This window comes from Shewanella aestuarii (genome assembly GCF_011765625.1).
GTDB classification, from domain to species: Bacteria; Pseudomonadota; Gammaproteobacteria; order Enterobacterales; family Shewanellaceae; genus Shewanella; species Shewanella aestuarii_A.
In genome coordinates, this window is record NZ_CP050313.1 from 3,421,224 (window position 1) to 3,437,090 (window position 15,867).

Here is a 15,867-nt window from a genome sequence, read left to right on the forward strand (position 1 = left end):
TTAACCCCAAAAAAATAATTGGTAATGTTATGATGCCTGAACAAACTAAAAGCCAAATTCAAGCGGTTTTTGTCATATTTTTGTGTACTAATACAATGTTCATCAATCATTAAACGTCTACAATGACTTAGATAACAATACCCCGAGACAGTGATGAAAATTCAACTTAACCACACATCACCTGAAACACAGGACTAGTGAGAATCAAAATTTGTTAGATCATAAAATTGAGCAAGTCATTATTGATTCACTATTGTTAACCAAAGATGGTGTAGGCATTTTTGATGCTGACGATAGGCTGGTGTTTTGTAATGAAGCCCTAGAAATGCTACTTGGCATTCCCGCAGAAAAGGCACTCAACCAAACTTTTTCAGCGCTATGCTTTAGGTCTTTTACCACCAAAACAGGCATCAATATTGAAGCAGACTGTTTTGATACTTGGATTAGTGCAGCACTCACAAAAAGAAGAAGCTGCGACTACAGAACATTTGAAACTGACACAGTTGAAGGTAAGCATTTCATTGTCACTGAACAAATTGTTCAACAGCACTTTTTGTACTTGTATATCACTGACATAACTGAAAAAAAACAAAACGAGCAAAAGCTCACTCTCATGTCTCAAGAGTTGCAAAAACTGGCAACAACCGATTATTTAACCGGTATTTATAATCGCCGTTATTTTTATGAAACAGCAAAAGTAGAATTTAGCCGCAGTCAAAGAGAAGCCACTAAGCTATCGGTATTAATGCTAGATCTCGATAAATTTAAAGGTATTAATGATTCTTATGGCCACAATGCTGGTGACCTAGTACTGCAAACCTTTGCCTGTACCGTGGGGGATTATTAAGAGATTATGACACCTTTGCCCGGATAGGCGGTGAAGAATTTGCCATTTTACTCCCTGCAACAGACATAACCCTTGCGACAAAAATTGCTGAACGTATTAGGCAAGCAATACATTCCCTACAAATAAAATTTGAAGATCAAACCTTAACCTTCACCACCTCAATAGGCTTATTAGAAAGCACGACGCAAATTAGCTCGTTCGAACAAATGATGCAAATAGCCGATAAATACTTGAACCAAGCAAAATCAGATGGTCGAAATAAAATACTTTGTGGTTAACAACCTTATAGCACAGTATTAAACAATCGCCTCAAAGGTATGATTATCAGCTAAAACACTGCTGCCACCAGTCAACCACAGCAACTATCACCAGCAACTGTCATTTATTCATCACAAATTCTTCTATTTTTAGAAAAACAGACTTGAAGCGAAAGGCTCAACTGATTAAACTTGCCCCCTAAATTTGAGGGAGTAGTCGTTCTACCATTTTTGGTAGAAGGTTGTGTCAACATAATTGGTCGAAGACCATGGTGCAATCAACGCTTAAGATTAAGCGCCTGACGAGACTCGAATAACCACACGCAATAAGCTAGGGCTGGGCGTGGGTTTTTCGTGTCTTTTACATAACCAGCCCTTACTTTGAGTTGTTATATGCTTTCAATCGTTTGTCCTATTCTTGCACTTGCTGTCGGTCTTATCGCTTTATCTATCAGCGCAGATCGCCTCATTGCCAGTTCTGCCACCTTAGCTAAACATTGCAACGTATCTATGTCTTTTATTGGCATGACGGTTGTCGCCTTTGGTACCTCGGCTCCAGAATTACTGGTCTCGTCCATCGCAGCAATTAACGGCGCAGGCGAACTGGCAATTGGTAATGGTATTGGCTCAAATATCGTCAATGTTGGTTTAGTATTGGGGATTTGTGCTTTTTTGGTTCCATTAACCGTTAAAGCGCATTTTATTCGTCGCGATTTACCCATCTTGGTCATATCCATCTTATTTTGCGGTCTATTGATGGCCGATGGTCATTTAGACTTTAAAGACGGTTTATTACTGCTTCTGGGATTAGCAGCCTATTGCGGTTACCTCGCCTTTCTAGTGACGAAAGGAGAAGCAGACGCTGAAGAAGTTGAGTTTTTAGACATCTCTAAAATCCGCTCAGCAGTAGAAACCGTCTTAATGCTAGCTGTTCTGCTTGGCGCTTCTCAATTGATGGTTTGGGGCGCTGTAGAATTAGCCAAAGCCGCCGGGGTTAGCGAGTTAGTCATTGGCTTAACCGTGATTGCCTTTGGCACAAGTTTACCTGAGTTAGCTGCGGCAGTCGCTGGAGTGCGTCGTGGTATGCATGACATGGTATTTGCAACGGTTATTGGCTCGAATATTTTTAATATTCTTGGCGTCATCGCCTTTCCAGCCTTGTTGGGAGACAATAAACCATTACCGTCATTGTTATTAGAACGCGACTATCCAATGATGCTATTACTCACAGCTATTGTGGTTGTCGCATTTATGTTTACATATTACAAGCAAAGAAAAGTCGCCGCGGCGGATAAAAGCTATACCTTTGGCCGCACGGCTGGCGCACTGTGTTTAGTGAGCTTCACGGGTTATATGCTTTACCTCGCAGCAGCCACCATATCGGCCTAAACCTTTGTGGGTTATGTTAACTGTGTTAATGGCCTATCAATTTCAAGGCCTAACCTGATGTAACAGGCCTACAAACCGCTATAAATCAGCTAAAAAAGATGAGCATAACTTCATCCTTAGCATGAAGTAGCTGGTATTTTATCTAAGCTGTTTTAACGCTATAATTCGACTCACTTCATTAAAGACCTTAAGGCGCATCAGCGCCTTTTTTATTTAATTGGTATAAATTAAAAATAGTAGAAAACAGCATGAGCCCAGAACGTTTTGCCCGCATAAACCATATGCTTGATCATCGCCAAGTTGACTTAACCGTGTGTCTTGATGTGGTACATAAAACCCAAAATATTGCAGCAGTGCTTCGCACAGCAGACAGCGTAGGCATCCACCAAATTCATGCCGTGTGGCCAGACAATGCGATGTGGGTGTCGGGAAATACAGCATCAGGGAGTCAGCAATGGGTGAAAACCATTCGACACCAAAATTTTGAGCAGGCAAATCAAGCATTTAAAGCGAAGAACATGCAAGTGCTAGCCACAACCTTTTCTGACACAGCCGTTGATTTTCGTGCCGTAGACTACACTCGCCCTACCGCTATCATTATGGGCAACGAACGTGATGGTGTCAGCAAAGAAGCCATTGAAGCCGCTGATCAACATATTATTATTCCGATGATTGGCATGGTCCAGTCACTGAATGTATCTGTTGCAGCGGCGCTAATCATGTATGAAGCACAGCGACAACGCCAAGCCGCCAACATGTATGGCACCCGCCAACTTGATCACGCCTACTGCCAAACCATGTTGTTTGAACAAGGTCATCCTGTTTATGCGAAAGCATGTCGAAGAAAACAAATCCCATATCCTGCGATTGATGACCAAGGACAAATAGTGGCCGATGAGCAATGGTGGCAACGTATGCGTGCTCCGGATCCACAAGCGTTAATGGACGACTAGTTTTTTATTGCCTTTGAATGAGCTAGGCCAAGTGTGGAAGAAACCGGAGACACCATCATTAAGGTAGCCGAGTCGATCAATAATATCACCCAAGGAATAGACAACATTGACACTTTACTAGGCGATATTGAAACAAGGACTAAAGTATTTAGCAACGAGCTAACCACCCTATCAAGCAACTCACAAAGTGCCGCCTTAGATGCCAAGAAAGATATCATGCAAGCGCAAGATGCACAGCAAAGCATTACCATGATTGAAGCAGAAAGCCAGCTTATTGAACAACTCACCAATATTGCTAATCGACATGGTTATTAATGAACATTGATATAAAAGGCTCATTCATCTGAAGCCAACAAAACAGTTGCTTCAGATGAATAACACCGCACTTTAAGACTTGGTTGATTAAGTTATTTATCTCAATTAACCCAAAGCCTTAATACCTCAAGAGGTACATAGCTTTACACTATATGTGCAACAATTGCTTTACCGACAGCACCGGCACTCGCTGAGTTTTGCCCTGTGATCACTCGATTATCTTCAATCACCAATTCATGCCAAGGTTGCACCTTGTTATAACGTGCAGCGGTGCGAGTTAAGGCTTCTTCCAGTAAAAATGGAATCTTATCAATGGTGCCGTAATCCACTTCTTCTTCACGAGTAAAACCAGTAACCGATTTATCTGCAATCAGCTTTTGACCATTGCTTAAAGTAATTGGTAACAAACCCGCTGGACCATGACATACCGCACCAATCACCCCACCCGCTTCATAATGAGTAGCACTAAGCTGTGCCACAAATTCGTTCGTGGCTAAGTCAGACAACAAGCCGAATCCGCCTGGATAGTAGATAGCGGCGTAATCTTCAATATTAATTTGTGATGCCGGAATGGTGTTGTTCACACGGGTTTGGAATACTTCATTGGCTAACATTTCGCTGTTAACCTCATCACCTTCCATATCTGTGCCATAAAGTGGTGCTTTACCGCCTTGAATTGACACTAAATCATAATCTAAACCCGCAGCTAACATTGGGTGTAATGCATGAGTTAATTCAGGAGCAAATGTACCATTCGCTTCATCTGTTGTGCCAAGTGTTGCGTGGTTAGTTAATAGAATAAGTACTTTTTTCATTTTTAATCTGCTTGTTTGTTGAAAGTAAAGCCATTGTAATTGTTGCTGTATAGCATGATAATCCACTAAAGTGACAAATAACTATTGCTATGCAGCAACAATAAACAAACAGAACATCAATTAATTGGATAAGAAAATGGACAGCTTTGATGGCATTATTGAGTTTATCAGCGTTGCAGAAACTCATGGATTTTCTGCCGCAGCACGCCAACTCGGCAGTTCCACCAGCCATGTTAGTCGCCAAATTGCTCGACTTGAAAACCGTCTAGGCTGCGCCTTATTTGCCCGCACCACTCGCAGTGTTAACTTAACTCAAGCGGGTCAGCGCTATTATCAACAATGTAAAAATTTACTGGTGGGCTTAAAGCAAGCTAACGAGCAAGTTAGCCATCAACAACTGGAATTAAGCGGCACATTAAGGGTCAGCGCAGCCGGCGCGTTTGCTGAGCAATATATAGCACCAGCCTTGATCAAATTTGCCTGCGCCCACCCAAAGTTAACCATCGATATGGATTTCAATAGCCGTATGGTCAATTTTGTTGAAGACGGCATCGACTTCTCAATCCGTTTTGGTGCCCTGCAAGACTCTGGCTTGGTGGCCCGCAAACTGGCTAATCGTAATATGATGGCGGTCGCCAGCCCTGCGTATTTAGCCCAGCATGGCACGCCCAATCATCCGCGAGATCTAAAACACCACAGCTGTATTATCTCCAATAATGATCATTGGCTATTTCATGGCACTGACGCCAAGGAGCAAGAAATCAGCGTCAAGGTACAAGGCCGCTGGCGCAGCAATAACGTACCGGCGGTTATCGCAGCCTGCGAACAACATTTAGGCGTTGCCTATTTGCCCAAAAGCAGCTTTATTCATTCACTAGAAAAAGGCACTTTAGTGCCGATATTGCACCCCTTCTGGAGCAGCGGCTTGACCAGTTGGATTGTGTATCAAAACCGCCGATTTTTACCTATGCGAGCGCGTTTGGCGATAGATTATTTACTGACACACTTTAAAGATTGGCAAGAATAAGGCTGATTTCTCAGAGTTAACCTCAATCAATCTAACGCGACCTAATTTAACAGTTCATGGTCTTTGGGCAGTTGTTTACTGATCCACAAAATCAATTTATGTTTACGGTTCGGGCCATCATCTTTGTCTTCAGCTAAAGGTTGAATTAATTTGTCTTGCACCAATAACCGATAAATACATTCCACTTTGTCTTTTGGCGAAATCCCTTTACCAAAGTCACTAAAGCCGCGTTTTTGGGCATAACCCACACCAATTTCCATCGCCAATTTAAGCAATTTTGTATCATGTTTACCGGCTTTCATTTGTCATCCTTAATCGGGTTTATATGCAACACAAACTACGTGAATAAGCACAAATAGACACGACATTTATGTCAATTTAGCATCAAACCTTATTTTGGATCTTTTTTCACCCCTAACACTTACAAAATGAAACACTTGTTAACATGATTCGCTATACGAAAAAGCCATAGCTTGTTATGGTATCGAGGCTAAAAATTTACTTTTTTGTTACCACTATTTAGCACCACAAACTATTTCATCTTAATCTGAGTCAGCTTGAGATAACAGATAGCATAAAAATAGCTAAAAGTGCCCCCCCCCTTTTAAGGAAACAACAATGCGAAAAACCCTTACCACAATTGCAGTTAGCACAGCACTTATGCTTAGCGGCTGCCAAGATCAATCCAGCAACACTGACATGACCAAAGCCACTGCTGATACTGTTGCTATGAAACAAACTGGCGATGCACAAATCGATGTTAGCCCTGTTGCCGCGACTGTCGATAACGTACTGCTCAGCCCAAGCCCTTTACAATACATGGCACCGCAGTTCGACAAAGTAAAACCAAGCGACTACTTGCCAGCATTTGAACAAGGCATGCAGCAACACAAAACGCAACTAGCTGCAATTACTAACAATAGTGAACCAGCGACCTTTGAAAACACCATAGTGGCATTAGAGAACACAGGTGAGATTCTTGATCGCACCTCTCGGGTATTCTTTAACCTGTCAGGGCTAATTTCAGACGACAACTTTATTAGCGTTGAAGAACAAATTGTGCCGCAGCTCACTGCCCATCAAGACAACATTTACCTTGATGACAAACTATTTGCCCGCATCCAAACTATTTACCAAAACAAAGCCGCATTAACAGGCGAAGATTTACGCTTACTTGAAGTCTATTACGAGCGTTTTGTTCGTGCAGGCGCTCAGTTATCTGCTGACGATAAAGCCAAAATGCGCGAGCTAAACGGCGAGTTAGCCAAACTACAAACCAGCTTTTCGCAAAACTTATTAAAGTCTTACAAAGATGATGTCATTGTGGTGGAAGATAAAGCCCAACTAGCAGGTTTATCAGACAGCACCATTGCCTCACTCGCTGCGGCAGCAAAAGATGCTGGCAAAACCGGTTACATGATCACCTTAGTTAACACGACAACCCAGCCACTGCTGTCTAGCCTTGAAAACCGTGAGCTTCGTAAACAGCTTTGGGAAACCTCGGCCTATCGTGCCATGGACAGTAACGCGCCAATTAATATTCAAATTGCTAAACTGCGTGCCCAAAAAGCAAAACTATTGGGTTACCCAACATGGGCAGCTTATAGCCTTGGTGATCAAATGGCTAAAACCCCTGAAGCGGTTTATGGCATTCTTGACGATTTAGCACCTCAAGCATTAGTTAAGGCCAAAGTTGAAGCGGCTGATATTCAAGCCGAAATTAAAAAAGATGGCCAAGACTTTGAACTACAGCCATGGGATTGGGCTTACTACGCCGAAAAAGTGCGTAAAGATAAATACGATTTAGACGACAACCAAGTAAAGCCCTATTTTGAGCTAAACAGCGTGTTAAATGACGGCATGTTTTTCGCCATGAACAAGCTATACGGCATTACGGTAAAACCGCGCAATGACTTACCCGTATGGCATCCGGATGTGACGGCTTACGAAATCTTTAATCAAGATGGCAGCTCTGTTGGATTGTTCTACCTAGACTTATATGCACGCCAAGGCAAACGTGGCGGCGCATGGATGAGTGAGCTAGTCAGCCAATCATTCTTACAACAAACAAAGCCCGTGGTTTACAACGCACTTAATATTCCTAAGCCAGCTGAAGGCCAACCAACACTGATGACCTTTGATGAAGTCAGCACCCTTTTCCATGAGTTTGGCCATGCCATTCACGGACTTTACTCACAAGTTAACTATCCTAGCCTTGCGGGGACGTCAACTGCGCGCGACTTTGTTGAGTTTCCATCACAAGCTAACGAAGACTGGAGTATCGACCCACAAGTGTTAGCCAATTACGCTAAGCACTATCAAACTGGCGAGCCAATTCCAGCGGAATTGTTAGCAAAAGTATTAAAGTCGCACACCTTCAACCAAGGTTTTGGCACAGTTGAGTACTTAGCGGCAGCATTACTGGATATGGAATGGCACTCAATCAGCGCAGATACTGACATCACTGATGTTGCGACATTTGAAAAACAAGCACTCGCTAAACATGGCTTAGATTACAACCCAGTTCCGCCACGTTACAAAACCACTTACTTTAGCCACAGCTTTGGTGGTGGTTACGCTGCGGGTTACTACGCCTACTTATGGACTGAAGTGTTTGCTGCAGATACCTTTGCGTATCAAATGGAAAACGGTGGCTTAACCATAGAGAATGGCCAAAAGTATCGCGATGGAATTTTGTCAAAAGGTAATAGCCAAGACTTAATGCAAAGCTACATCGACTTTACCGGAAGAAAACCATCAACTGATGCGCTGTTGAAACGTCGTGGTTTGGTACATTAATCACAGCTGAGCATAAGTGTGTATTAATGCACCGGCTAATAAAAAGGCTAAATACGGCAATTACCGTATTTAGCCTTTTTTAATCGATTTCTAGGTTACTTATAGAATACTTCCACTTTACCTTTCATCGTCATCAGCAAAGGTTGACCGCGACGATCTAACGCTTTGTGAGAAGGGACTTTAACCCACCCTTCACTGATACAATATTCTTCAACGTCAAAACGTTCTTTATCATTCAGTTTAATACCAATCTCGTTTTCAAAAAATTCAGCCACATGATGTGGGCTACGAGGATTTACAGATAAACGATCGGGTAAAGCAGGCAGTGATTTTGTATCAGTCATGGTCTTTATCTTGAGTAAAAAAAAGCGTGCGCCATTGTAGGCAATAGCAGCGCTTTGCTCAATAGGGACAATCACAAATGTCTGCTATTGCTCCCCGCAGGATGCATCTTCTGAGCAGGCAAACACCCTTGGCTGCTTTGCTAATCTTCAAGAGACAACAACAGCATATACACCTAAAGTAGTAGCCTTACTGTTAATTGCCCCGCAACAAGACCGTTGAAATACACCATCGCCTCGCTGGAAGAAGTTAATTTCATCCAATAAAAATACTGCCAAGCCAACTGCGCTGGCACCATAAAACCAACAGCAAAACAACAAATTAATCACAAACCGATTAGCACCGAGTGGTTCCAAGTTTATCTTAAAGCGCAACTAGAAATTATAAGTGATTGTTATTAATTACATAATTAAACACAACTTCAGCAAATTGCATTCAGCAGTCATTGTAAGACGCATGGCTTAATTAACGTTCAAAATATTAGCTATTCACAATCCATTTACTCATCCCGTCACAAAATAACTTTTTTTTGAGAGCGAACTCAAATATGTAACATCAAATTCTTTTTGTTAAAGGTTATATGTCATACATTAAACATAAAGAGGTAGGACGTATAGAGTCGAGCGCCAAAACGTAATCACTCTTCCCCTTCTTAAACTATCTCGCTACTGCGAACCATTCTTTCTGAAGCTAGTAGCCTAATGGGATTTTGCACGGTGCCAATGTCGGCGTTAACGATGGGGCATCGACCATAAACCCCAAGGGCAAATGGAGTATAAAAATGAGTAAAGATAAAGAAATCAACGAATACACTGCCGGGGTCCTTCGAAATGGTATCTCTCGTCGTAGCTTTATGACACGAGCGGCAATGGGGACTGGAGCAGTAGCACTAACAGGTTTGACTGGTGGTCTTGCTAGCGCAGCAACATCAGAAAAAAGCCAAGCATATGCTAAAAGTTCTGATGGTGGTGCCAGCTTAGAATTTATGCCAAAACCCAAACCCGTTGCAGATAGAGATATTGTCTCCACACAAACTTTTGATGTGGTGGTTGTGGGTGCTGGTGCTTCAGGTGTTCCTGCGGCGCTTTCTGCGGCAGAAAACGGCGCTAAAGTTGCCGTACTGCAAAAGCAATCAATTGTGGTATCTCAAGGTAACACCGGCTCAGGGCTTGATTTACCCAACTGCGACAAAGCAGGGGTTGAGGCAATGGTTGCTCGCTTGATGTCAGACAGCGCTCATCGTTGTCACCCTGAATTATTAAGAGAATGGGCTTATAACTCTGGCGAAGCCGTAAGCTGGGTCATTGATCGCGCTAAAAAAGGCGGCGCACAAGTTGTCGACCAAGGCACTAAACCACAACACGGTATTCGTGGAGTGACAGAGCACAAACTTAACTTTGTTACCTCTTATTTTGGTCCAAAGCCATATACCTCGGGTGACGGTATGCGCGCTTTAGCTAAAACAGCTGAAAAAGCGGGAGTTAAGTTCTTCTTTAATATGCCTGCTGAGCAATTGGTTCAAGATGCTACAGGTAAGGTTATTGGGGTTATTGCTAAAGACCGTGATGGCAAATACCACAAATACATGGCTAACAAAGGCGTGATCTTATCTGCGGGTGATTATCAAAATAACGAAGCTATGTGTAACTTCTTCATCCCTGATTTGAAAAACTTTGAACGTAAGCAAATGGATCGTACTGGCGACGGTTTCTCAATGGCTTACTGGGCTGGGGGGGTTATTGAACCTGTTGGTCACACTAAAATGCTTCACGATTTTGACGCAGGTCCGGCATCAATGTGTGACATGCCATTTTTAGCGGTAAACCGTAAAGGTGAACGCTTTGTCAACGAAACCGTTGCCATGTCGCTAATGAACAACTACTTGCGTGATGAGCAAAATGCGGGTCATTACTCACAAGTGTTCGATTCAGACTATATGACTCAAGCTAAAGACTGGCCAGGCAAACTTTATTCTCCTGAAGAGTTGAAAGTTTATATGCCTGAAGATCCTACCCCTAAAAAAGGCGTTTACCCTTCACAAACCAACACTTACTCGGCTAACACACTCGAAGAGCTAGCAGTAAAACTGGAATGTGATCCAAAAACATTTGTGGCCAGTGTTAAGCGCTACAACGAGCTTTGCAAAACCGGTAAAGATGACGACTTTGGTAAGCCATCATCAAGAATGGTACCTGTCATTAAACCGCCTTTCTACGGCATTCACCGTCGCATGCGTATCTCAACCTTATGCTCAGGCATGTTAGTCGATAAAAACCATCAAGCATTGGATGCTGACGGCAACAAGATTGGTGGTCTGTTTGTTATCGGTAACTTAGGTGGTGGTTTCTATGGCGGTGTTGATTATCCATTAACAGTATTCGGGCTATCCCTTGGTCGTTGTTACACCTTTGGTTACTTAGCCGGAAAATACGTTGCCAAGCTATAGGCCAAAAAATTAACGATGGATGCCCGCAGTTTGGGCACCTTTGCAAATGAAATAATGGAATAAAACAATGAAGAAATTAACACTACGCCACATCATGCTGACTCTTGCATTGGGCTTTTTCGCTAATACTGCAACGGCTGACAGCACAAGCTTACTTGATCAAACCCATGCCGCTAAAGGCGTTAAATGTGCAAGCTGTCATGGTAAAGCTGAAACCCGTGAGCCAGTGACAATGATGAAATGTGTCAAATGTCACAACACTGAAAAACTGGCTAAACAAACCAAAGATTTTAAACCAACTAACCCACATGACAACCGTCACTTCGGTACCGAAACAGACTGTGCTAACTGCCATAAAGTGCATGAAAAGTCAGAAAATTACTGTAGTGGTTGCCATGTACGTTTCGACTTTGTTGTCCCTTAGCCGATTCTGTTACGCCTGAATATATCAAGTAAAACAAATTTACATTTAAGGATGAGAAAGATGAAAACAAAATTACTGCCATTGGTAGCTGCATGTTTAGTTGCCAGTCCCGCTTTCGCAGCGGATCCTATCGGTAATCTGTTCAATGAAGGAAGTTTAACAGGCCAACTTCAACTATTTGATTTTCAACGCGACTTTGATGGTGAAACCACAGACAGACATGATACCTCTTTCGGTGGTCTATTTTACCTAAAATCAGGAGAAGCCAATGGTATTAGCTTCGGAACGTCTTTTGCCTCAGCCAACCCTATTTGGGATTCAAATAGCGATGGTATTTATGGCCTAGTGGGTGGTGGAGCACCGGGCTCAATGGCTGAACGTCAATCAGTTAACCGCCTGCAAGAATATTTTATCAGCGGTAATTGGTATGACACTAAAATCACTGTTGGCGCTCAAGAACTGCGCACGCCAATGATGAATCCATTCCCATTACGCGCAATTCCGTTTACCTATCGCGGTGCAAGTATTAAAAACACTTCAATAGAAAACCTATCTATTCAAGCGCTGTATATCACTGATTACATGGGCTGGACAGAAGAAGGCTTTAAAAGCGTTGCTCAAGGGGTAAAAGGCGAGTTTGCCCGTAAAGGTATGATGGTAGATGTAGAAGATAACCCAATGCTAGCCATAGGGGTGGACTACACGCTGCCATTCGAGTCAGTCAAAACCAAATCCAGCTTTTGGTATTACAGCATGGAAGACGTTTATAACCAATTCCATATTAAGTTTGACATCAGCGGTAACTTGGGCGCGACGAACTGGTACTTCAAACCTTCTTACTTGAAGCAAGATTCTACTGGCTTATTAGATCAATCTATCGCTCAGTTCGACACCTATCAAGCCGGTTTCCACCTTGGTATGCAGTGGAATGGATTTGATGCAACGGTGAAGTACGTAAAAACCGGCGATGGTGATATTGTGGCGCCATTTGGTGATGACAAGGTCATCATTCAGCAAGTGGTGCAATCATCTCGTGCTAATGAAGATGGCTATGCCGCTCAGTTAGCTTATAACTTTGCTCCTGACTCAGCATTAAGTGGCGTCAGTGCTTATGTGAATTACGCCAGTTATCAGATTGACGGTGACTCAAGCAAAGATATTGATGAAACAGACTTTTCAGTGATTTATGACTTAGCCAAGTTTGTTGACGGCCTCAGCGTGAGAGCGCGTCACGCAATTGTAAACTATGAAAGCGGTGATGATTTAACCGACACGCGCTTCTACTTTTATTACAAGTTTGCGATCAAATAAACACGCCTAAATTGATATAGGCGACAAAGCTTAAACAGTTTCATCATCAAAATAGCCAGTCATAATCAAATGCTGTTGTGGTATTTGGGGGAAGTGTTCTGGCAACCAAAGCACTGAAAGTATTAACTTTCAGTGCTTTTTATTACCCTTATTTGCAAGATAACATCAAAAAATGCTTCACATTGTCTGTTAAGTTAGCGGTTATTGGTCTTGATAAGCTTTACCATAGAAGCTATCAAGTAATATTTGCTTTAACTCGCTAATCAATGGGAAACGTGGGTTTGCGCCTGTACATTGGTCGTCAAAAGCATGCTCAGCCAGTTCATCTAATTTTGCCAAAAAGTCTGCTTCATTAACGCCCGCTTCTTGAATGGATGCAGGTATACCAACAACCGCTTTTAACTTATCAATTTTAGCAATCAGTAACTCAACTTTATCAAGGTCGCTAGTCGCATTTTCAATCCCTTCAAGCTTAAGGGTTTGAGCGATGTTGGCATAACGACACAAGGCTTTTGGTCTATCGTACTGACTAAACGAAGCTTGCTTAGTTGGCATATCGGTCGCGTTAAACCGAATAACATTACTGATTAACAGGGCGTTGGCTAAACCATGAGCTAAATGAAACTCAGCCCCAAGCTTATGGGCCATTGAGTGACAAATACCTAAAAAGGCGTTGGCAAATGCAATACCCGCAATGGTGGCACCGTTATGTACTTTTTCTCTGGCAATAGGCGCCTTCGCACCTAATTCATAAGCCGCAGGTAAATGTTCACACAATAATTCCAATGCCTGTAAGGCTTGGCCATCACTAAACTCATTGGCCATCACGCTTACATACGCTTCTAAAGCATGGGTGACTGCATCAATGCCACCAAATGCAGTGAGTGATTTTGGCATGTCCATCACTAAGTTAGGGTCAACAATGGCCATATTCGGGGTTAGTTGATAATCGGCAATCGGGTATTTCATACCGCTCACTTCATCGGTAACTACCGCAAATGGCGTCACTTCCGAACCCGTACCCGAGGTCGTTGGAATCGCGACCATTTGTGCCTTAACACCTAATTTAGGGAATTTATAAATACGTTTACGGATATCCATAAAGCGTAAGGCTAAGTCGGCAAAATCAACATCGGGATGCTCGTATAATACCCAAATAATTTTAGCGGCATCCATTGGTGAGCCACCACCTAATGCAATAATCACATCCGGTTGAAAGCTTTGCGCCACTTTAGCGCCTTGCTTAACAATCGCTAATGTAGGATCGGCTTCCACCTCATAAAACACTTCAGTTTCAAGACCCTGTGCTTTTAATATTTTAATGGTTTCGTCGCAGTAGCCATTATTAAATAAAAACTTATCGGTAACGATAAGTGCACGCTTTTTACCTGAAAGCTCTTCCAACGCAATAGGTAAGCTGCCACGGCGGAAATAAATTGAAGATGGAAGTTTATGCCACAACATATTTTCAGCCCTTTTCGCGACAGTTTTCTTATTGATTAAATGGCTTGGTCCAACGTTTTCTGAAATTGAGTTGCCGCCCCATGAGCCACAACCTAAGGTTAGTGATGGCGCTAACTTGAAGTTATATAGATCACCAATCCCACCTTGTGATGCGGGCGTATTGATCAAAATACGTGCGGTTTTCATTCTAAAACCGAATTCTTTAATGCGCTGCGCCTGACCGTCTTGATCAGTATATAAACCTGAGGTGTGGCCTATACCGCCTAAGGTAACTAAGGCTTCAGCTTTGTCCATGGCATCATTAAAGTCAGTGGCGCGATACATACCTAAAAGGGGTGACAGCTTTTCATGGGCAAAGGCTTCAGCATCGCTGATATCAGTCACTTCACCAATTAACACCTTGGTCCAGCTAGGTACCTCAATACCCGCCATTTGGGCAATGGTTGCCGCGCTTTGACCAACAATATCCGCATTTAACCCGCCATTTTTAAGAATGACATCTTGCATGGCAGCGGTTTCGGCAACCGACAATATATAGCCACCATGACTTGCAAAGCGTTGTTTAACTTGCTCGTAAATACTTTCAACCACAATCACCGCTTGCTCTGAAGCACAGACCACACCGTAATCAAATGTTTTTGACATTAAAATTGAGCTTACAGCGCGTTTTATATCTGCCGTTTCATCTATCACAATCGGCGTATTACCTGCCCCAACACCAATTGCGGGTTTACCAGAAGAGTAAGCAGCTTTCACCATACCTGGGCCACCAGTGGCCAAAATAAGGTTAATTTTCTTATGGGTCATTAACTGGTTTGAAAGCGCCACGCTTGGCTCATCAATCCAACCAATAATATCTTTTGGCGCACCAGCAGCAATAGCGGCTTCTAACACAATACGCGCAGCGGTAGTGGTTGATTGTTTTGCTCTTGGATGCGGCGAAAAAATAATGCCGTTACGGGTTTTAAGGCTAATCAGCGCTTTAAAAATTGCGGTTGAGGTAGGGTTGGTGGTAGGCACAATGCCGCAAATAATCCCAACAGGTTCGGCGATAGTGATGGTGCCAAAGGTGATATCTTCGTCAATAATGCCGCAGGTTTTGTCATCTTTATATTTGTTATAAATATATTCAGAGGCAAAGTGGTTTTTAATCACTTTATCTTCCAACAAACCCATATTGGTTTCCGCAGCCGCCATTTTGGCTAACGAAATCCTTGCATCGGTTGCTGCAAGTGCTGCGGCGCGAAAAATTTTATCGACTTGTTGTTGATCAAAGGTCGCAAATTCTTTTTGCGCTTTGGCAACGCGTTCAACCAGTAAATCGAGTTGTTCGGTATTGGTGACTGTCATAGTAAGTTCCTCAAAAATTGTTAACTAAAATATTTTAATTAACAACTCTCAGCAGCATTCCCATAACTTTAAATTTCACTTTATGTTATAAAACTACTATTTTAATAATGAACATGTCGTGATCAATA

General features: G+C 42.6%; 14 protein-coding genes. 10 read left to right on the forward strand and 4 right to left on the reverse strand.

Going from position 1 to position 15,867, the window contains the following annotated elements; translation table 11 throughout:
* Positions 1 to 211: 211 nt before the first annotated feature.
* From HBH39_RS14940 to HBH39_RS14960, 5 genes are all read left to right on the forward strand, one after another.
* Entirely contained in the window at positions 212 to 847 is a 636-nt protein-coding gene (locus tag HBH39_RS14940; RefSeq protein ID WP_167679476.1) for a sensor domain-containing diguanylate cyclase, read from the forward strand.
* Positions 848 to 891: 44 nt separating this feature from the next.
* A complete protein-coding gene (locus HBH39_RS20145; protein ID WP_432280161.1) occupies positions 892 to 1,125 on the forward strand; it encodes a GGDEF domain-containing protein in 234 nt (77 codons plus the stop codon).
* A 372-nt stretch (positions 1,126 to 1,497) separates the two neighbouring features.
* Entirely contained in the window at positions 1,498 to 2,493 is a 996-nt protein-coding gene (locus HBH39_RS14950) for a calcium/sodium antiporter (protein WP_167679477.1), read from the forward strand.
* A gap of 248 nt (positions 2,494 to 2,741) precedes the next feature.
* Positions 2,742 to 3,446: a tRNA (guanosine(18)-2'-O)-methyltransferase TrmH gene (trmH, locus tag HBH39_RS14955; protein WP_167679478.1), complete on the forward strand. Its 705-nt coding sequence runs from the start codon at positions 2,742 to 2,744 to the stop codon at positions 3,444 to 3,446.
* Positions 3,447 to 3,479: 33 nt separating this feature from the next.
* A complete protein-coding gene (locus HBH39_RS14960; RefSeq protein ID WP_167679479.1) occupies positions 3,480 to 3,761 on the forward strand; it encodes a hypothetical protein in 282 nt (93 codons plus the stop codon).
* 143 nt (positions 3,762 to 3,904) lie between these two features.
* Here the strand turns inward: HBH39_RS14960 and HBH39_RS14965 are convergent, their stop codons facing one another.
* On the reverse strand, positions 3,905 to 4,576 hold the full coding sequence (locus HBH39_RS14965) for a type 1 glutamine amidotransferase domain-containing protein (RefSeq protein ID WP_167679480.1): 672 nt from the start codon (positions 4,574 to 4,576) through the stop codon (positions 3,905 to 3,907).
* A gap of 136 nt (positions 4,577 to 4,712) precedes the next feature.
* Between HBH39_RS14965 and HBH39_RS14970 the strand changes: the two genes are divergently transcribed.
* Positions 4,713 to 5,603 (forward strand): LysR family transcriptional regulator, encoded by an 891-nt coding sequence (locus HBH39_RS14970; RefSeq protein WP_167679481.1) that lies wholly within the window; start codon positions 4,713 to 4,715, stop codon positions 5,601 to 5,603.
* Between the two features lie 41 nt (positions 5,604 to 5,644).
* On the opposite strand, the gene HBH39_RS14975 is transcribed toward HBH39_RS14970, so the two are convergent.
* Positions 5,645 to 5,905 carry a DUF5062 family protein gene (locus tag HBH39_RS14975; RefSeq protein ID WP_167679482.1) on the reverse strand — a complete coding sequence of 87 codons (261 nt, stop codon included), beginning with the start codon at positions 5,903 to 5,905 and terminating at the stop codon, positions 5,645 to 5,647.
* A 316-nt stretch (positions 5,906 to 6,221) separates the two neighbouring features.
* On the opposite strand from HBH39_RS14975, the gene HBH39_RS14980 reads away from it, so the two are divergent.
* On the forward strand, positions 6,222 to 8,402 hold the full coding sequence (locus HBH39_RS14980) for a M3 family metallopeptidase (protein ID WP_167679483.1): 2,181 nt from the start codon (positions 6,222 to 6,224) through the stop codon (positions 8,400 to 8,402).
* 95 nt (positions 8,403 to 8,497) lie between these two features.
* Here HBH39_RS14980 and HBH39_RS14985 read toward each other — a convergent pair whose 3' ends face one another.
* On the reverse strand, positions 8,498 to 8,746 hold the full coding sequence (locus tag HBH39_RS14985; protein WP_167680109.1) for a DUF3297 family protein: 249 nt from the start codon (positions 8,744 to 8,746) through the stop codon (positions 8,498 to 8,500).
* Between the two features lie 779 nt (positions 8,747 to 9,525).
* Here HBH39_RS14985 and HBH39_RS14990 point away from each other — a divergent pair.
* The 3 genes from HBH39_RS14990 to HBH39_RS15000 all read left to right on the forward strand — a co-directional run bounded on the left by HBH39_RS14990 (position 9,526) and on the right by HBH39_RS15000 (position 12,925).
* Positions 9,526 to 11,190, forward strand: a complete 1,665-nt coding sequence (locus HBH39_RS14990; RefSeq protein ID WP_167679484.1) for an FAD-binding protein — start codon at positions 9,526 to 9,528, stop codon at positions 11,188 to 11,190.
* Between the two features lie 67 nt (positions 11,191 to 11,257).
* Positions 11,258 to 11,614 (forward strand): cytochrome c3 family protein, encoded by a 357-nt coding sequence (locus HBH39_RS14995; RefSeq protein ID WP_167679485.1) that lies wholly within the window; start codon positions 11,258 to 11,260, stop codon positions 11,612 to 11,614.
* 60 nt (positions 11,615 to 11,674) lie between these two features.
* The gene (locus tag HBH39_RS15000) at positions 11,675 to 12,925 is read left to right on the forward strand and encodes an OprD family outer membrane porin (RefSeq protein WP_167679486.1); all 1,251 of its coding nucleotides are present in this window, start codon (positions 11,675 to 11,677) and stop codon (positions 12,923 to 12,925) included.
* A gap of 201 nt (positions 12,926 to 13,126) precedes the next feature.
* Here the strand turns inward: HBH39_RS15000 and adhE are convergent, their stop codons facing one another.
* A complete protein-coding gene (gene adhE, locus HBH39_RS15005) occupies positions 13,127 to 15,739 on the reverse strand; it encodes a bifunctional acetaldehyde-CoA/alcohol dehydrogenase (protein ID WP_167679487.1) in 2,613 nt (870 codons plus the stop codon).
* Positions 15,740 to 15,867: the final 128 nt, after the last annotated feature.